General features: G+C 61.8%; 15 protein-coding genes and 1 pseudogene. 10 read left to right on the top strand and 6 right to left on the bottom strand.

Going from position 1 to position 18,707, the window contains the following annotated elements:
- The first annotated feature begins 53 nt into the window (after positions 1 to 53).
- Complete coding sequence (locus tag QQL28_RS28720) at positions 54 to 1,328, top strand: serine hydrolase domain-containing protein (RefSeq protein ID WP_284270880.1); 1,275 nt, start codon at positions 54 to 56, stop codon at positions 1,326 to 1,328.
- A 163-nt stretch (positions 1,329 to 1,491) separates the two neighbouring features.
- Here the strand turns inward: QQL28_RS28720 and QQL28_RS28715 are convergent, their stop codons facing one another.
- Both QQL28_RS28715 and QQL28_RS28710 read right to left on the bottom strand, forming a co-directional pair.
- Positions 1,492 to 1,725, bottom strand: a complete 234-nt coding sequence (locus tag QQL28_RS28715; protein WP_284270879.1) for a hypothetical protein — start codon at positions 1,723 to 1,725, stop codon at positions 1,492 to 1,494.
- A gap of 203 nt (positions 1,726 to 1,928) precedes the next feature.
- Positions 1,929 to 3,650 (bottom strand): SulP family inorganic anion transporter, encoded by a 1,722-nt coding sequence (locus QQL28_RS28710; protein ID WP_284270878.1) that lies wholly within the window; start codon positions 3,648 to 3,650, stop codon positions 1,929 to 1,931.
- 305 nt (positions 3,651 to 3,955) lie between these two features.
- On the opposite strand from QQL28_RS28710, the gene QQL28_RS28705 reads away from it, so the two are divergent.
- Complete coding sequence (locus QQL28_RS28705; protein ID WP_284270907.1) at positions 3,956 to 5,413, top strand: sensor histidine kinase; 1,458 nt, start codon at positions 3,956 to 3,958, stop codon at positions 5,411 to 5,413.
- Positions 5,414 to 5,743: 330 nt separating this feature from the next.
- Positions 5,744 to 6,145 (top strand): ACT domain-containing protein, encoded by a 402-nt coding sequence (locus QQL28_RS28700; RefSeq protein ID WP_284270906.1) that lies wholly within the window; start codon positions 5,744 to 5,746, stop codon positions 6,143 to 6,145.
- A 6-nt stretch (positions 6,146 to 6,151) separates the two neighbouring features.
- Here the strand turns inward: QQL28_RS28700 and QQL28_RS28695 are convergent, their stop codons facing one another.
- Positions 6,152 to 6,883: a cytochrome c biogenesis CcdA family protein gene (locus QQL28_RS28695; protein ID WP_284270877.1), complete on the bottom strand. Its 732-nt coding sequence runs from the start codon at positions 6,881 to 6,883 to the stop codon at positions 6,152 to 6,154.
- A 205-nt stretch (positions 6,884 to 7,088) separates the two neighbouring features.
- Positions 7,089 to 7,604: a hypothetical protein gene (locus QQL28_RS28690; RefSeq protein ID WP_284270876.1), complete on the bottom strand. Its 516-nt coding sequence runs from the start codon at positions 7,602 to 7,604 to the stop codon at positions 7,089 to 7,091.
- 201 nt (positions 7,605 to 7,805) lie between these two features.
- On the opposite strand from QQL28_RS28690, the gene QQL28_RS28685 reads away from it, so the two are divergent.
- The 7 genes and pseudogenes from QQL28_RS28685 (at position 7,806) to QQL28_RS28655 (ending at position 16,023) form a co-directional block, all read left to right on the top strand.
- Positions 7,806 to 8,849, top strand: coding sequence for a LysR family transcriptional regulator (locus tag QQL28_RS28685; protein WP_284270875.1), 1,044 nt, complete (start codon positions 7,806 to 7,808; stop codon positions 8,847 to 8,849).
- Positions 8,850 to 8,878: 29 nt separating this feature from the next.
- Positions 8,879 to 9,250 carry a helix-turn-helix domain-containing protein gene (locus QQL28_RS28680; RefSeq protein WP_020608151.1) on the top strand — a complete coding sequence of 124 codons (372 nt, stop codon included), beginning with the start codon at positions 8,879 to 8,881 and terminating at the stop codon, positions 9,248 to 9,250.
- Positions 9,251 to 9,758: 508 nt separating this feature from the next.
- Positions 9,759 to 11,114, top strand: a complete 1,356-nt coding sequence (locus QQL28_RS28675; protein WP_284270871.1) for a L,D-transpeptidase family protein — start codon at positions 9,759 to 9,761, stop codon at positions 11,112 to 11,114.
- A gap of 70 nt (positions 11,115 to 11,184) precedes the next feature.
- On the top strand, positions 11,185 to 12,003 hold the full coding sequence (locus QQL28_RS28670; RefSeq protein ID WP_284270869.1) for an enoyl-CoA hydratase: 819 nt from the start codon (positions 11,185 to 11,187) through the stop codon (positions 12,001 to 12,003).
- Between the two features lie 324 nt (positions 12,004 to 12,327).
- A pseudogene (locus tag QQL28_RS28665) lies at positions 12,328 to 12,603 on the top strand (hypothetical protein).
- Positions 12,604 to 12,721: 118 nt separating this feature from the next.
- A complete protein-coding gene (locus QQL28_RS28660) occupies positions 12,722 to 13,978 on the top strand; it encodes a tetratricopeptide repeat protein (RefSeq protein WP_284270868.1) in 1,257 nt (418 codons plus the stop codon).
- A gap of 722 nt (positions 13,979 to 14,700) precedes the next feature.
- Positions 14,701 to 16,023, top strand: a complete 1,323-nt coding sequence (locus tag QQL28_RS28655) for a hypothetical protein (protein WP_284270867.1) — start codon at positions 14,701 to 14,703, stop codon at positions 16,021 to 16,023.
- Positions 16,024 to 16,298: 275 nt separating this feature from the next.
- Here the strand turns inward: QQL28_RS28655 and QQL28_RS28650 are convergent, their stop codons facing one another.
- Together QQL28_RS28650 and QQL28_RS28645 are read right to left on the bottom strand one after the other, a co-directional pair.
- Entirely contained in the window at positions 16,299 to 17,378 is a 1,080-nt protein-coding gene (locus QQL28_RS28650) for an isocitrate/isopropylmalate dehydrogenase family protein (RefSeq protein ID WP_284270866.1), read from the bottom strand.
- Positions 17,379 to 17,536: 158 nt separating this feature from the next.
- Positions 17,537 to 18,604 (bottom strand): alcohol dehydrogenase, encoded by a 1,068-nt coding sequence (locus QQL28_RS28645; RefSeq protein WP_284270865.1) that lies wholly within the window; start codon positions 18,602 to 18,604, stop codon positions 17,537 to 17,539.
- Positions 18,605 to 18,707 lie beyond the last annotated feature (103 nt).

Genomic DNA, 18,707 nt, shown 5'->3' with positions numbered 1-18,707 from the left:
ATGGGGTCCTCATTTCGGCTATCACCTGTCCATAAAACCGTCCGGAGGAACTGATGCTCGCCCCCACCCCCGCCTCGCCCGAATCCGTCGGCATGTCCAAAGCCGCGCTCGACCGCGTCGATGCGCATCTGAAGAACCGGTATGTCGATGCCGGGCGCTTTCCGGGAACGCAGCTCCTGGTCTATCGCCGCGGCAAGATCGCCCATCGCTCGCTGCTTGGCCTTGCGGATGTCGAGCGCGAGGTGCCGGTCAAGGACGACACCATCTACCGCATCTATTCCATGACCAAGCCCCTCACCAGCGTCGCCTTCATGATGCTGGTCGAGGAAGGCCTCGTCGCGATCGACGAGCCCGTCGCCAAATACATTCCGGAGTGGAAGGACCTTGGCGTCTTCGTCGCCGGCACGCACCCGACTTTCCTCACCAGGCCGCCGTCACGGCCGATGCTGATCGTCGATCTCCTGCGCCACACCTCAGGGCTGACCTACGCCTTCCAGCAGCGTTCCAACGTCGATGCCGCCTATCGCGAGCAGAAGATCGGCGAGGTCGAGAAGGCCGGCACGCTTGAGACGATGATTGAAGGCCTGGCCAAGATCCCGCTGGAATTCTCGCCGGGAGATGCCTGGAATTACTCGGTTTCCACCGACGTGATCGGCTATCTCATCGGCAAGATCTCAGGCATTCCCTTCGAGCAGTTTCTGAAGCAGCGCATCCTCGATACGCTCGGCATGACCGACACCGATTTCCACGTGCCGGCCTCCAAGGTGCACCGCTTCGCCGCCTGCTATTCCGCCGACCCGCAAGGCGGCATGACCTTCCACGCCGGCCAGCGTCGTCAGGGCCTGACGCTCCAGGACGACCCCGCGACGAGCTCGTTCCTCGCCCCGCCTTCCTTCATCTCCGGCGGCGGCGGCCTGTGCACGACGGCGGCCGACTATCTCACCTTCTGCCGCGCGCTGCTGGGTGGCGGTGAGCTCGGCGGCGTCCGCCTGATCGGGCCGAAGACGCTGGCCCTGATGGCGACCAACCACATCCCGGGCGGCCGCTTCTTGCCCGAGGTCTCGCGCTCGCTGTTCTCCGAAGCGACCTATAACGGGATCGGCTTCGGCCTCGGCTTCGCCGTCACCATGCGCCCGGCGGAGACGCTGATTGCGGGCAGCGCCGGCGAGTACAGTTGGGGCGGCGCCGCAACGACCTCGTTCTGGATCGACCCGGCCGAAGAGCTGATCACGATCTTCATGACGCAGGTGCTGCCGTCGAGCGCCTACCCGATCCGGCGCGAGCTGCGCAGTATGGTCTACGCCGCGATCACCGAGAGTAATCTCTAGGATTTTGCAGCCTCACGGCACGGGCCCCGGCGATTCTTCGCCGCGGCCCAGCTGTATCGCGCTCAGTGCATATGACCAATCAGATAGATGCCGCCGCCGATGACCAGAATCGTCGGCACGGCCCACAGAATGAAGACCGAAATGATTGGCATCATCACCTCCGTCAGTTGGATGTGCAGACCTTGACGGTCTTCATGCCAGTCTCGGCTTCGGTACGCGATTTATAGACGGCGCCAGCCGGACCCACGACGGTCATCGACGATTCCGTCGGCTTCTTGTCGACGACGGTGCATTTCTTCGTCTTGACGTCCTGGACGACGTAAAATTCGTCGGCGGCAAAGGCTGGGACGACGAAGGCAGCGATCATCAGCGCCGCGGTAGTAGTTCTTAGTTTCATGCTTCCTCTCCTCCAATCGCCGAAGTCGTTGCTTCGGCAATTCGACAACGGGAAGAAGCGGCAGGTTGTTCCTCGTCGTTAGGAACGCGGTGAGCCTCGCACGGTTGTTGCCGCGCTCGTTTCAACGAGGAGGACATCATGAAGAAGCTGTTGCTGCTTTTCGCAGCTGTCGCGCTGATCTCGACCGGCGAGGCCCGTTCGCGCTAGCGTTCGATTTCGTCCTCCCAGTCCTCCCATTCCACATGATGGGTTTCGAGATAACGCGAGACGGCCACGCCGATGGTCGGGAAGAAGTAATTCTCGCCAAGCTGCGCGAACAAGCCAAATCTCTTCAACTTGTCCTTTACGGGGTCCTTGAGTTCGGCAAAGCACAGCTCAATCCCCTGCGCGTGCAGCGCTTCATCGAGTTCGGCGACCACGTCGCAGGCTGTGACGTCTACGCTCGTAACCGGCTCTGCTGCAACGACCAGCCAGCGTACGGGCGTCGGCGACGTCGCCATGGCATCAAGGATGCGTTCCCTGAAGAATTCGGCGTTGGCAAAGAACAGAGGCGCATCCCACCGAAACAGGACCAGCCCGGGGATTCGATGTGCATCCGGATATCTTGTGATGTCGTGATAACCTTTGACGCCATGGGCGCGACCCAATACGGCGGAATGCGGGCGCCAACCGTCCCAGAGGAACTCGGCGATGGCAATTACGATTGCCAGACCTATTCCTGGAATCACTCCGAGCACTGCGACACCGACAAAGCAGACGATCGCCAACCAAAACTCCCACCGCTGAATGCGATAGATTCGTTTCAGGTCGGTGACCTCGATCAAGCCGATCGCCGAGGTGATCACCACAGCGGCCAATGCTGCGCTCGGCAAATGCTGAAGGAGGTTTGGCGCCGCCAGCAAGAGCGCAACGATGGCCAGCGCGCCAACGACGCTGGTGAGCTGGGTGCGCGCGCCGGCGGCTTCCGCAACGGGTGTACGCGAACTGCTGCTGCTGATCGAGAACCCCTGAAAAAAGCCGGTCGCCAGATTGGAGACGCCGAGGCCCACCAACTCCTGGTTGGGGTCGACCCGAGTCCCCAATCGTGCGGCATAGGCCCGCGAAAGCACGCTGGTATCGGCAAATGATATCAGCGCTATTGCAAAACCGCCGACCAGCACAGGGACCATGTCGCCATAGCTGATCGAGGGAACGACGAAACCCGGCAGGCCCTGAGGAAGGGGACCCAGAACCTTCACGTCATAAGGCGCTGCGAGACCCAGCGCGCCGACGACGACCGTCGCGCCAAGTACCGCTATCAGAATGCCCGGGAGCCGCTTGCTGTTCCTGAGAAGCAGTATCACGACCAACGTGCCGAGCCCGATCCCAAACGCAACCCAGTTCGTCCGCCCTTCATAGATTGCGCCGCCGATCACCAACAAGCTTCGAAGGGGTCCTTCGCTCTCAATCGAGAAGCCCATAAGCTTCGGCAGCTGGCTGATCAATACGGTCAACGCGATTCCGTTCATGTAACCGTAGCGTATCGGCTTGGAGAGAAGCTCGGTCACAAAGCCCAGGCGCGCGATACCTGCCAGAATGCAGACCATCCCCGAAACGATCGCCATCATGGCGGCGAGCGTCGCAGCCCGCAGGGGATCACCACCGGACAACGGAGCGACTACGCCGAGGATGACCCCTGCCAGAGCAGAGTCGGGGCCGAGGACGAGGATACGGCTTGGGCCGAACAACGCATAGACCAGTAGCGGCACGATCGTTGCGTACAAACCATAGATGCCAGGCAAGCCCGATGCTGCGGCGTAGGCAATTCCGACCGGGACCAGCATTGTCGCCAGGACGATCCCGGCGAAGATATCGTGCGCAAGCCACGCTGCCTCATATCGACGGAGAGTATCGAGCCCCGGCAACCAGCGGATCCAATGCTTCATCGGCGATCACCCCCAAACCCAGACAGGGCTCGTTGGCCGCGCTAGATGCGCTGGCCGAGATCGGCGCGGCTGTAGGCTAGTACGCTCTTGGCAAGCTGAACAGTGGCGCAGTGTCACGCGAGTGACCAGGAACGCAGTGCAAAATCCGACGCGCCGTCATCTGCCATCAATTCGAAACCCGTGGCGCAAGCGAGAGGCTGCTCGTATGCTCTTTCGTCATCCGGCGCCGTCGCGCCGGAACCAGGGCGCCCGCGTTGTCAAAGTTCACACTGCCCGTACGACTCGCGCTCCTCGTCATGGGGACGATGCTGCCCTTGATCGTCTTCGCCGTCGGCATCGTCTTTTATAATTACACGCAGGACCGCAACGACGCGAACCGTCGCGTGCTCGAAACGGTGCGCAGCATCCGCCTGGTGCTCGATTCCGAGGTGCAGCGGATGACCGGGGGCCTGCAGGTGCTCGCGCTGACCAATGCGCTGCGAAGCGGCGACTTCCAAAGCTTTCGTCGCATCGTCACGGGCTTTCTCGACCAGTACGGCAAGGACGGCGTTGTGCTGGTCTCGGACCGCCAGGGACGGCTGCTGTTCTCGTCGGTGACGGATGACCCGGCGAGCCTGCCGCCGCGCAACAACACCGAGATCGTGGAAAAGGTCTTCGCAAGCAAATTGCCGCAATATTCCGACCTGTTCCTCGGCGCCATCAAGCAGCGCCAGGTCGTCACCGTGGAAGTGCCCGTGATGCGCGAGGGCGAGGTGGTCTACGATCTCGCCTTCAGCCCGCCGCTCGACATCTTCCAGACGCTGGTCGAGAAGCAACGGCCCGACGAGCATTGGACGGTGTCGCTGCTGGACAGCAAGGGAATCGTGTTCGCACGCGCGCCCAACCCCGGCGACACCTTCGGCAAGCGCGCCACGCCCTCGCTCTATGACGAGATGTTCCGCAAGGGCGAGGCGTCCTTGTCGGCGGTCTCGCTCGACAACGTTCCGCTCAGCGCCGCCTATACCCGCTCGCGGCTGACCGGCTGGACGGTTGCAGCCGGCGTCGCCGAGAGCTCGCTGGTCGCGCCGCTCTGGCGCAACATCGCGATCACGAGCCTGATCGGCGGCGTGCTGCTGCTGACCGGGCTTGCCTTCGCCTTGCGAATGGCCGCCACTATCGCGCGCGGCGAGATGCTGCACAATCTCTTGGTCGAAGAGCTCAACCACCGCGTCAAGAACACTCTCGCCCTGATGCAGGCGATCGCGGTGCAGTCGTTCCGCAGCGCGAGCCGCGACGAGCGCGTCAAGTTCGAGGGACGCCTCGGCGCACTCGCGGAAGCGCACAATCTCCTCAGCCAGGAGAAGTGGCAGGGCTCCGATCTGAAGGATGTCATTGCCCGTGCACTGGACCCGTTCCTGCTGAACAATCCGGACCGCATCCGGATGAACGGACCGGCGGTGCCGTTGTCGCCGCGCCTTGCCGTCGTGCTGTCGATGATCGTACACGAGATCGCGACCAACGCCGCCAAATACGGCGCGCTGTCGAACGAGACCGGGACGGTAACGCTGGACTGGGAGGTGACGGCGGATACGCCCAAGCCGCGGCTGCGGCTGATCTGGGCCGAGCGCGGGGGCCCGCCGGTGACGGCTCCCGTGCAACGCGGCTTCGGCTCCCGCCTGATCGAGCGCAGCGCGCGCGACCAGCTCGGAGGCGAAGCGACGGTGGACTTTCTGCCGCGCGGCGTCGTCTACACGATCAGCTGCGCGCTGGACGAGCCGCGCTAGACAAAAATATCGGAAACAACCCCATGCAAAGGAGCCAGCGAGGGCTGGCACGGAACTTCGTATTTTACGAAATTTCTTGACGCGTCGGGCAAATCAGGGGTATAGTGCCATGATCGCGAGGCTTGGACGTCCCCATCTTCCGCCGAGATGGAGCTGACGCATCGGGGTCCAACGCGAGGCAGCCCGCATCATGTGTTCGAGGCCGTGAATGGAAGCCTGAGCGCCGGCGCGAGCCGCGCCGACCTCCACTCATGCCGCATGCCGCCGGGGCTGACCGGTTCGCGGTCCAGTGACGTGAAGCGCTCGGGCGCAATTGAAAGGCGCATGGTCGTGGCAGGCGAAACCAACCTTGAGGCGCTATTGGGAGATATGCGGCCCGAGTTGCGAGAAGGTGTATTCGTGTTCTGCACGGTTACGGCAGACATCGAGCTCGCAGCTGCAATCAATCCGCTGCTGACATTCCGCGAGCATGAAGGAACGACACTCGTAATACGGCGTGAGGAGGCCGAAAAGGCAGGGCTGCGCTACCAATTCCCGTCGCGTTTGATCACCCTCACGGTTCATTCCTCGCTCGAGGCGGTGGGATTTCTCGCCGCAATCACGACTCGTCTCGCCGAAGCCGGCATCAGCGCGAATGCGGTTTCGGCCTACTACCACGATCACCTCTTCGTGCCCGATCACAGGGCCATTGAAGCTCTCGGTATTCTTCAACAGATGCGCAGTTCGCAGTAGCCGGAGCTAGCCGATGCTCTGGAGCACCGGAAAGGTCTCGAGCAGCCAGATGCTCATGTTGCTGATCGCACCGGTGAGAAAGAAGATGCCGGTGATCACCATCAGCACGCCCATGGCGCGCTCGACATTGACGAGATGGCCCTTCATGCGCGCGAACAGCGCCGAGAACTGCTCGATCAGGAGCGCTGCGATCAGGAAGGGAATGCCGAGCCCCGCGGAATAGACCGCGAGCAGGCCGGCGCCCTTGGTCACCGTCGCTTCCGCAGCGGCAATCGACAGGATCGCCGCGAGGATCGGCCCGATGCACGGCGTCCAGCCGAAAGCGAAGGCGAGCCCCATGATATAGGCGCCCCACAGACCGACCGGCTTGGGGATCGGCAGCCGCCCTTCCCGCATCAACAGGCTGATGCGTGTCAGCCCAAGGAAGTGCAGGCCCATCACGATGATGACGACGCCGGCGAGGATCGAGAGCTCGGCCGACCAGGCCCGGATCACGCTGCCGATCAGGGAGGCGCTGGCGCCGAGCGCAATGAAGATGGTCGAGAAGCCGAGCACGAACAGCAGCGCCGACATCATCACCGCGCGCCTGGAGGCGGACGGCTGCTCGTCGCTCTCGACGTGCTCGATCGTGGCGCCGGTCAGATAGATCAGATAGGGCGGAACCAGGGGCAGGACGCAAGGAGAGAGGAAGCTGACGAGGCCGGCAAGCAACGCCGCCGTAATCGAAACATTTTGCATGATGCAGTCGGGGCCATCTCGAGGCCCGCACCGCGCGCAGGGGGAGCGCGCCGGAACTTGGGCCGAACGGCCCTTGGTGTAACCGATGCAGGGCAATGCGCAACAGAGGCGCGGGAAACCAAGGCTCCTCCCGATGCCGCCTGTGATCACAGGTACGGCATCGGGACACGCACAAGTCTCGCGGATGCGAGAGATGGCGGCGCGGCTATTTCACCACGCGGAGCAGCGGACGCCGGGGCTGGTCCTGCGTCTGCTTGGAACGGGAGGCGGATTCGCTGGCAGCGCCCCGCAGCATTTCGTCGCACAATGCCCGCAATTCGGCATTGTCGACACCTTTGACCTTCATCCGCAAATCGAGGATGGCGATCGACAGCAATTCCACCGTCTCGCGGACATGGTTCTCACCGAGAACCCGACGGCACTCCTCGAGCGTTTCGAGCACCGACTGTAATTGTTCGTCTGAATGCGGCACCGACGTTCTTTCCGTTAGTTCAACCTGTAAGAATGAAAGGCAACGGTCCCCGCGGCCCATGGTTGCCGACGAGGATAGCATGATGAATCCGGGGCTTCGAATACGATTTCGGCGCGTCCCGGCGTGAAAATCAGGGTTCCATTGGAAACATGACGTCGTCTGAGCGAGGAACGGGCGGCAGCGCCACGCCTTGCCACGCGCCTCGACTTGCGGTCGATACTCTCCGGCTTCGGAGAACCCGATATCCACCCAGTCCTCTCAAGGCTCGCAACGAAACGCACGCGATACCCCTCTTCCGGACAATCCGTCTGTCCGATTCCCAGCCCTTTGGCACACTGCGATACCACAAAACCCTAGGTAAGGATGGCGTTAAAAACTCGCCACCCCGCAACCCGCCGTGGTTGTGGTTTGCCGAAGATTCTGCCAGTTTAGCTAGCCGAAAGGACTTGTATGCACCTCTTGGCGGAAAGGGGCGTTCCTCTGGAAGAACGCCAAAAAGCACTCCTCGGCGGCCTCTCGGATTGGGACGCGGCGAGGATTTTCCTTGAGGTCGTGCGTTGCGGCAGCTTCCGTTCGGCGGCCGAGCGCCTTTCGCTCTCCATTAATGCCGTCCGGCGACGAATCGACGATTTCGAGCGCCAGATCGGCTCCACCCTGTTCACCCGCGACGTCCACGGCACCCATCTCACCGATGAAGGCGCGATGGTGGTCTCGGCCGTGGAGCGCATGGAGGCCGCGACCTTCGACGTGATGCGCGCCAGCGATACGCTCGCCGGCACGTCCGGCGAGGTGCGGGTCGCCGTCACCGAGGGGCTAGGCACCTTCTGGCTGGCGCCGCGGCTGGTCGAATTCCAGCAGAGCTATCCGAACATCCTCGTCGACCTGCACTGCGCGATGCGCTCGGCCGATGTCTCCCGGCACGAGGCCGACGTCGCCATCCATCTGTCGCGCCCCTCAGCGCTCGACATCAAGCTGGTGCGGCTCGGCCGCATGCACCTGATGTTCTGGGCGGCCGAAAGATACATCGAGAAACACGGCGCGCCGCGCAACGCCGCCGAATTGATCAAGCACCGCCTGGTGCTGCAATTCGCCGACCAGCTCGCCGCCAAGGAAACATTCGAGAGCTTCTTCCCGGGCGTTGCGGAGCGTGACCTTCTGGTCATGAAGACCAACGTCTCAAGCGCCAACTACTGGGCTGTCGCGAACGGCGCCGGAATCGGCGTATTTCCGAGCTATGCCATCGCGCTTGGCGGGAAGTTGATACCACTGGAGGTCGCGCTGAACCGCCCGCTGGATATCTGGTTGTCCTACCATCCTGGTAGCGGCCGGATTCCACGGGTGCGGCACATGATTGACTGGCTCTTAGAAGCCTTCAATCCGGCGCGCTTCCCGTGGTTCAAGGATGAATTCGTGCATCCGCGCGAATTCAAGGAAGTGTACATGGGCGAACCCCTGACCCAACTCTTCGGGGGATTTTCAACCGAGGAACGGTGAAAAAAAGTATGAAAACAGCGGCGAAGAGAATGAAGCAGCGCAGTGCCGGCAAGCCGGACATTGAGCTTGGCAAACGGATCAGGTTGCGGCGCGTCGAGATGAAAATCTCGCAGGCTGAGCTTGGCGAGAAGCTGGGCGTCAGCTTCCAGCAGGTCCAGAAGTACGAAAAGGGCGTCAATCGCGTCGGCGCAGCCCGTCTGCAGCAGATCGCTTCGGCGCTCGATGTGCCCGTTACTTTCTTCTACGACGGCGACAACAAGGCGCGCGAAGTCGAGAGCCTTTTGTTCCTCGACAGTGCCTTCAGCCTCCGGCTGCTGCGCGCCTATAGCAAGATCAAGGACCAGACCGTGCAGCGTCAGCTCGTGTCGCTGATGGAATCGATCGCAGCGAACGAAAGCTAAGCGATCGACGGCTGGGCAGTCGGCCGTCCATCGTACCTGATGTTCAATCCGCCGCGTCGCGGGGGCGCGGCTGGATTGGACAGGACTTCGCCGCGCGACCGACGCGCGGCTTTTATTTATTTGGGCCTCCTTCCGAAGGGGCCTCAAAGCGCGATGGGATTGGGATGCATCTTCATCGCGCTTTAGGTTATTGTTTGAGCATGATCTCCGCGCAAACGCGTTCCGCTTTTGCCGCGAGGGAAAACCGCTTCACACTTTTCCGGATCATGCTCTAGCTGCTTTTCGCCCCTCTCCAGCGCGTTTTTTGCGAACCGATCCGAGCCGTCGAACGACCAAATCGAGGGCGGATGGGCCGGGACGCCTGCGTTTAATCGGACCGCAACCCCCAGGCCCTAGCCTGCCGCCGCCTCCGCGAATCGCCGAAAGCCGCGCCCGCGGCATCGCTGCAAGTAAAACGTCATGCGAGCGCCCGTCCGGGCCTCGTCTTTCCAAGGGGAAGATCAGACACATGTTGAAGCGCCAAGCCATCATCGTTGCGATTGGCCTGCTCGCGAGCGCCTCGGCCCTTGCGCAAACCGAAACCACCGGCCAGGCCGGCCCCGCCAAGCCCGCGGCCGCAGCGCCGGCCGGCACGACGCCCGCGACGGCCAATCCGGCCCACACGGCGGCGCCGAAGGCCGCTGCAACGCCTGCCTCGACCCCGGAGTCGCGCTCAGCCGCCGCACTTGCGCTGTCGCATGAGCCGACCTTCGACGAAGGCTCGGCCCAGCGGATCAAGGACGCCGCGCTGAGCTACTCCGACCTCGCCGTGCGCGGCGGCTGGCCGACGCTTCCTGCGGACGCGAAATTCGCGCTCGGCACGCAGGGGCCCAATGACGAGTTGCTGCGCAAGCGCCTGATCGTCTCCGGCGACCTCGCCTCCGACAAGGCAGGCGGCGCCTTCGACCAGGATCTGGCCGATGCAGTGAAGCGCTTCCAGGCGCGCCATGGCCTCGCTCCAACCGGCACGATGACGCCGCGCACGATCGCGGCGATGAACGTCTCCGTGCAGAAGCGCATCCGGCAGCTCGAGGCGTCGCTGGAGCGGCTCCAGAACACCAACTTCGGCTTCGGGCAACGCTATGTCGTGGTCAACATCCCCGCGACTTTTGCCGAAGCGGTCGAGAACGACGTGGTGGTGCGGCGCTATCGCGTCATCGTCGGCAAGACCGAAAAGCCCTCGCCGACCTTGACGGCCGAGATCACCGGCGTCGTCCTCAATCCGACCTGGACCGTGCCCTCCTCGATCGCCAAGACCGAAATCTCCGCGCATATGCGCAAGGATCCGACCTATCTGTCGCGCATGCACATGGAGGTGCTCGACGGCCACGACAATCCGATCGATCCGCATTCGGTCGACTGGTCGGGCACGCACACGCCGAACTTCACCGTGCGCCAGCAGAACGGCACATTCAACGCGCTCGGCGCGGTCAAGATCGACATGCCGAATTCTTACTCGGTCTACATGCACGACACCAACCAGCGCAATCTGTTCAGCGACGACTACCGCTTCGATTCCCACGGCTGCTCGCGCGTCGACAACGTCCGCGATCTCGCGGCCTGGCTGCTCAAGGACCAGCCGAAGTGGAACCGCGCCGCGATCGACGCCGAAATTGCCACCGGACAGCATCTCGAAGTCGCCATGGCCAAGAAGGTACCGGTGGCCTGGATCTATCTCACGGCGTGGATGACCAAGGACCAGACAATCCAGTTCCGCAACGACGTCTATAACCAGGACGAACAATTGCTGGAGGCGACCGCCGAAGAAGCCGCGTTCTTCAGCAACGCGGCCAACCATCCGCTGACGGCGCACATGGCGCAGTAGCCCCTACCCCGGTTGACCTCGCAGCACGGCCTGCCGCACATTGCCATCCGCCAACACGAGCGGGTGCGCGATGCCAGACATCTTCCAGCCGGACACTTCATTCGCCGACGGCAAAATCCTCAAGACGATCACCGACGGCGTCGGCGTGATCATTTTCAACAATCCCGACAAGCGCAATGCGATGTCGCTGGAGATGTGGGAAGGATTTGGCCAGGCGCTGACGAGCTTGCGCGACGACGACGCCGTGCGCGTGGTGATCCTGCGCGGCGCCGGCGGCAAGGCGTTCGTCGCCGGTGCCGATATCAGCCAGTTCGAGACGCAGCGCCACAACGCGGCAGCCTCCGAGGACTACGCGAAGCGCAGCGCCGCGCAGCGGGCGCTGCTTGCGTACTATCCCAAGCCGACCATCGCCTGCATCCAGGGCTTCTGCCTCGGCGGCGGCATGCAGGTCGCAATGCTTGCCGATATTCGCATCGCCGCCGCGAGCAGCCAGTTCGGCATTCCCGCTGCGAAACTCGGCATCGCCTACGGCTATGACGGCTTGCGTCACCTGGTGTCGCTGGTCGGACCGTCCTGGGCGCGACTGCTGATGTACACGGGCATGCGGATCGATGCGGCGGAGGCGCTGCGGATCGGACTCGTGGAGCGCGTGACCCCGGACGATCAGCTCTGGGGCGAGACGATGTTGATCGCCGAAACGATCTCGCAGAACGCACCGCTCGCAATCAAGGCTGCGAAAATCACCATCGCGGAGGTGCTGAAGGACGAAAGCCAGCGCGACATGGAGGCTATCAAGGCGATCGGCACCGCCTGCATGGACAGCGAAGATTTTCGCGAGGGCCGGCAGGCCTTCATGGAAAAGCGCAAGCCGCAGTTCCGGGGGCGGTGACGACGCGAGACCCGGGGTGAGTTGGTTCGCGCGCGCTCCTCAACCTCCGTCATTGCGAGGAGCGGAACGACGAAACCAATCCAGAAGTCTCCGCGGAAAGATTCTGGATTGCTTCGCGGAGCCTGTCATCGGGCCGCGCTTCGCGCGGACCCGGTGGCTCGCAATGACGATGTGGAGAGATCGAATCACGCGTCGATTTGGAACCGCTCACACCAGATGACGTGAACCGATATTCAGGAAGATTAAATTCCTCGCGGCCGCCTTCGCATATTGCAACCATCTGATCTCGCGACGGTTCTCTCGGCAACAACGAGGGAGATGACGATGAAACTCAGATTTGCTGTGCTTGGCCTCGCAGCCATCGGCGGCGTTGCGCTCGCGTCAGGGCAAGCTCTGGCGGCGATGCCGAATGGCATTCCGCAGGCCGACCGGATCGCCAGTGGCCCGGCTGCGAATGTCGATCAGGTCCGCATGGTGTGTAACGCCTGGGGCCGCTGCTGGTGGTGACCGAACTACTACGGCGCCTACGGCTATTATGGTCCTCGGCGGTTTCATGGCCCCGGGTGGGGCTGGGGCCACCGCCACTGGCGCCGCTGGTGATCGACGAAGGGGCCCGATGGGCCCCTTTTTCTTGACCCGGGTTGAGATACAGAATGTCTGCCGTTGATGCTAAAGTCGTCACGCCTGTACGCGTCGCGTCGGGCGGAGGGGAGACAGCATGGCAGCGCGCGGATTGGGTGGACTGCTGCTTTGCGTGGGTCTCCTGCTTGCGATGCCGGCGCTGGCCGCGGCGCCGGCCGACCGGGACGAGTGCGGCGCCAGCGCCGACAGGCCCGAAGCTGCAAGCACGGCCTGCAGCCGCATCATCGGCGATGCAAGCGAGCAGGTGGCAGAACGCATCCAGGCGTTCAAGAACCGTGGCCGCGGCTCCTTCAACAGGAAGGATTACGATCGCGCGATTGCCGACTACAGCGAGGCCATCAAGCTCAGCCCGACGGACGCCTGGGCCTTTGCGCATCGATGTGAGGCCTACGAGAGCAAGGAGGACCACAACGCGGCGATTGCGGATTGCAGCGCGGCGATCAAGATCGATCCGAAATATGCCTGGGCCTACAACAACCGCGGCATCGCCTACTACGGCCTGCATGACTACGACGCAGCGCTGGCCGACCACGCCGAGGCGATCAGGATCGATCCGGGGGACACGTGGGCCTATGCCCGCCGCGGCATGGCGCGGACGGAAAAGGGGGAGTTCGACCAGGCGATCGCCGATCTCACCGAGGCAGTCAAGATCGATCCGAAATACGCCTTTGGTTTCGGCCAAAGGGGTCAGGCGCTCTTCAAGAAGAGGTTGATCACGAAGAAAGGCGGATGGGAGCCCGCGATCGCGGACTACAGCGAGGCCATCAAGCTCGATCCAAACCTGCTATGGCTGTACAGCTCGCGCGGCGTTGCCTACAGCAACAATCGCAAATACGAGCTCGCCGTTCCCGATTGCAGCGAGGTCATCAAGCGTGAGCCCAACAATGCCGGCGGCTACAATTGCCGCGGCGTCGCCTACGAAGGCCTGATGGAATTTGGCCGCGCGATCGCCGACTATGATCAGTCGATCAGCATCAATCCAAGGAACGGCGTGGCGTATTGGAATCGCGGCAATGCCCGCAGGTCGCAGCGCAAATACGATGAGGCGATCCGCGACTATGACCAGGCGATCGCGATCAACCCCAAGGACTTCAACGCCTTCAACTCCCGCGGCAAAGCCTACTTCGCAAAGGGTGACCGCAACCAGGCGATTGCGGATTTCACGCAAGCCACCCAGCTCGATCCGTCCTATGTCGAGGCCTACGACAACCGCGGCCTCGTATACGAAGAGCTGGGCCGTCGCACTGATGCGATCGCCGATTTCCGCAACGCGCAATCGATCGACCCGGGCGACCCGCTCAGCAGGCAACGGCTCCGCGTGTTCGGTTTCTGACCGCGTGCCGCGCTCCGACTTCGGCACGGGTCTATCGGTACACGGCTTAGAGCGCGGCAAGTACCGCGTTGGCGATGTCGGCGGTGCCGTTGTTGCCGCCAAACTCCATTCGGCTTGATGCCGCCGGCATTGACCTGATTATTGTCGTTGAGTCGAAGGTATTCTGGGTTTCGGGAAAAGATTGGCTCGAAACGCTTCTGCTTGCGAGAGGAAGGAATCCCTCGAACAAAACTGCTAACCGGATTCTCGAGGGGGGCCGGTCCTTCAGTTCCATCGCGACCAGGGGCGCCGTCCAGCGAACTTTGGTCTTGCTTGTGAGCTGCGTCACAAACCTGACCCGCTTAATCATGTTAGGTCGTTGCCAGTAAGGGTCCGCGGCTTCGAAGTTCGATACCCGACGCCCATTGATAATGCGAAGTCTCCTGGCTTTACCGGCTCGAAACGCCAGCAAACAGCCACCTGAGCGGCTTGCGGGCGGAACTCAGCAGTCAAGCAGTTTGCGTAGCGCGACTAACGCTCATGCAACGACAGACACGCTATCCACCGCTGCGGTTCCAACTGATCAAAAACTCGGTGGAGGAGCAGGCTTAGCAGGGCTAATCGAGGCCGTCTGGAAATGTCGGTTAGAGAGGCGATCGGAGAAATATCCGGTCTGGTGTGTGATGGCTCTATTCAGTGAGGAGAAAAAGCACACGGCGCCACCGGCGGCTCGTCGAACGCCCGTGTCATTCTCACTGACAGGGGCGCTGCAGACTGGATTGTGGCTACCCTTCACCCTGTTAGTCAGCTACGTGCGCACGCTAAGGAAACTTTGCGAGCCGTTTCTTCCTCGCTTCTATAAGGTCTACTCCGCGGGTCAACGACGTCGGTATAAGGACATCTATCGAGCCGCATTCGCCAATGGAGAGAAACCACCCTTAGAGGTCGCCAGAAAGGCCGTTCAATACTTCAACAGCATTGGCACAACCGAAGCTTGGCTCGTCGCCGTAACGTTGTTTGGAGGGCTGATTATTGTTGTTCCCTTATTTGTGTTTGTTCTTCCGTCGCATCTCCTGCCTTTGGTTCAAGCACTGGTAAATCCCAACGAATACCCGATTTCCAAGGCAAGTGGCACCTCGATGTTTACGCTTGCCTTCCTAGTTGCGCTTACCTCGATCTTTTCCTCTCGAGGAGAAGAGCGCAAAGCCATGATATTCTGCGCTCTTGGCTTTATTGCATTTGTGGTGCTCGGGATTTCTGTCGAATACGATCCAAGTATGGGAATCGCAAAATTTGCAAATCTGGTCGCGATAGGTGGTGTTCTGTACCTCTTGTACTTCGCTTCCTACATGACAGCACTAGCTGCAATTGGTCGACTTGCCCGCGTGTTCAAGGAAAGATATTTGGCGCGCGCCTACCCTGATGCAGCTACATTTCTCGCCATAATGAATATTGCAGCGGATTGTAATAAAGGTGAAAGAGATTGGAATAATCTGAATTTCAGAGCCGGCATCATCGGCCAATTGGATCGGGCCGCCAACATAATTGAGAACAATCTGGCAAAACAACTGGCAAGCTTGGCATCGGACTCATCGGATGTGGTGAAGGACCAATGGCATCAGATCGCCAACGGTATTCGCAGCAAGGTTCAATGGATAACAACTCCTCGAGACAGCACTCGGCAAGACATGGTCGTCCGATTGCAAGCGTTCCTAATCAACTTCGCTTCGGGCAGGTGGTACGCTCTCATCGAGAACGAAAAATTCGAGACGACGACGTTGCGCAACGCATCGACGGCAAAGCGCATCGTAACCGCTGGCCGTTCGTGTTTGCTCGCGGTGGCGCCAATAGCATTGACATATGGCTATCAGCGATTGGTGGCGCCACTAGGTGAGCCCGTGGGAAGCTATGCTACGGGTTTCTCACTATTGTGGCTTTTTGCGTGCGCGCTTCCAATCATAGACCCGCAATGGAAGGAACGTCTCGCCAACGTGAAGGACGTTGTCGGCAGCGTGAAGGATGCCAAAGATCTCTTTAAATCTGGAGATGCCAAACCAACCGCCTAAAGCGCGATGAGATTAGGATGAATCGTCATCGCGCTTCAGGTTGTTGTTTGCGCATGATCTTTCCGGAAAACCGCTTCACACTTTTCCGGATCATGCTTTAGCGTGTTGCACTGTTGCCAAGTTAGGAGCCACTTGCAGCATGCTAACGCGCGATGGGATCGGGATGAACCGTCATCGCGCTTTAGGTTGTTGTTCGAGCATGATCTCCGCGCAAGCGCGTTCCGCGTTTGTCGCGAGGGAAAGCCACTTCATACTTTCCGGATCATGCTCCAGATCTACAGCACCGCAAGTACCGCGTTGGCGATGTCGGCGGTGCCGTTGTTGCCGCCAAACTCCATCGGCTTGATGCCGCCGGCATAGACCTGATCGACCGCGCGCTCGATCTGCTCGCCGGCTTCGGCGGCGCCTTCCACACCGTGCTTCTCGGCGAGCCAGTCGAGCATCATTGCCGCCGACAGGATCATGCCGGTCGGATTGGCCTTGCCCTGCCCCATGATGTCGGGCGCAGTGCCGTGGCAGGGCTGGAACACGGCGTACTTGTCGCCGATGTCGGCCGACGGCGCCATGCCGAGGCCGCCGATCAGGCTCGCGGTGATGTCGGAGACGATGTCGCCGAACATGTTCTCCATCACCATCACGTCGAAATCCCAGGGCCGCTTCACCAGCATCGCCGAGCAGGCGTCGACATAGAGGCGATCGGCCTCCACGTCCGGATGCCGTTTGGCGGCTTCATCAAAAATCCCGCGGAAGAACGCAAAGGCCTTGAACACGTTCGCCTTGTCGACGCAGGTCAGCGCACCCGGCTTGCCCCGCGCCTTGCGCCGCTCGGCAAGACGGAACGAGAACTCGAACAGGCGCTCGGACGTCTTGCGCGTGATCACCATCGTCTCGCGCGCATCCTCGTGGGTAACGACGCCTTTGCCCATCGAGGCGAACAGGCCCTCGGTGGATTCGCGGATCACGACGAGATCGATGCCGCGCTTGTCGGCGCCGACGATCGGGCTCGGCACGCCCGGAATGAGGCGCGCCGGGCGCACGCCGGCATAGAGATCGAAGATGAAGCGCAGCTCGATCTGCGGCGCGATCTCGGTGTTGTCGGGGTAGCGCACCGACGGCAGGCCGCAGGCCCCGAGCAGGATTGCATCGGCCTCCTCGCACAACCGAACCGTCGACTCCGGCATCGACTTGCCGGTGGCGAGATAATTGTCGGCGCCAGCCGGCGCCTCGGTGAAACGGAAGCTCAGCCCGGACTTCTCGCCGACCTTGCCCAAAACCTCCAGCGCCGGCGTCATGACTTCGGGACCGATGCCGTCGCCGGCGAGCACGGCAATGTGGAAAGCGTTATTTGCGGACATGGGGATTCCTGAGCGAAGAACGAGGCCACACTGTCATTGCGAGCGAAGCGAAGCAATCCAGAAATGCAACCGCGGAACCAGCCTGGATTGCTTCGCGGATCCTGTCATCGAGCCGCGCACCGCGCGGACCCGTTGGCTCGCAATGACGGCGGATAAAGCTACGGCGTCAGCACCGTGCGTCCGACCACCGCGCCCTGCTGCAATTGTACGAGAGCGTCGTTGGCCTTGCTGAGCGGTAATGGCGTCACCGGGATCGGTGGCACTTTCTTGGCACGAACGAGGTCGAGCAATTCCTGCGTCTCGCGCAGATTGCCGACATAGCTGCCCTGGATCGTCACCGCCTTAATCGGGATCAGCGGCAGTGCCCAGGTGGCGCCGCCACCGAACAGGCCGACGATCACGAGCTTGCCGCCCTTGGTCAGGCAGTCAAAGCCGAGCTGGGTGGTCGCGGCGTTGCCGACGAGATCGATCACCGCGCGGAGCGGGCCGCCTGCCTTCCTGGCGAGCTGCTCCAGCGCATCCGGCGCCATGGGATCGACGGTGGCGAGCGCGCCGGCCTTCTCGGCCGCCTCGCGCTTCTTCGCATCGATATCGACCATGATCGCGCCCTTGCCGCCCATCGCCTTGAGCAGCGACAGCGCCATCAGGCCGAGGCCGCCGGCGCCGAACATCACGATCGGCGTGTCGAAATGCTGCTCGACCTTTTTCAGCGCGCTGTAGGTGGTCACGCCGGAGCAGGCATAGGGCGCCGAGGTGGCAGGATCGAGTCCCCTGAGATTGAGCAAATAGCGCGGATGCGGCACCAGCATGTGATCGGAATAGCCGCCATCGCAATAGACGCCGAGCGAGCGCGGCGTCAGGCACATGTTCTCGTCACCGGACAGACACGTCGCGCACTTGCCACAACCGATCCAGGGATAGACCAGACCAACATCGCCCTTGTTCAGGTCACCCTGATCGGACGGTTTCACATCGGGACCAAAGGCCAGGACCTCACCGACCGTCTCATGGCCCATCGTCAGAGGCAGCGCGATGCCACGGTCCTTGAGCGAGAGCGGCTTGCGGCCATGGCCGAGATCATAGCCGCCTTCCCAGATGTGCAGGTCGCTGTGACAGACGCCGGCCGCCTTCACCTTGATCAGCACCTGCGTGCCCGAGGGCTGCGGCGTCGGCTCGTCGAATTCCTTCAGCGGCGCTTTGAAATCGGCGACCTTGAAGCTCTTCATGGCGTCTCTCCCGCAAACTTCTTGTTATGGCCGTCACCATGCCATGGCCGGCCGCAGTAGACAAACGGCGCTGGCTCGGCTTTCGCGAGCCACTGCATTCGAA

Source organism: Bradyrhizobium iriomotense, assembly GCF_030160715.1.
Taxonomy (GTDB): Bacteria; Pseudomonadota; Alphaproteobacteria; order Rhizobiales; family Xanthobacteraceae; genus Bradyrhizobium; species Bradyrhizobium iriomotense.
The sequence above is the reverse complement of the archived record's forward strand: the minus strand, read 5'-3'. Positions and strand labels throughout refer to the sequence as shown.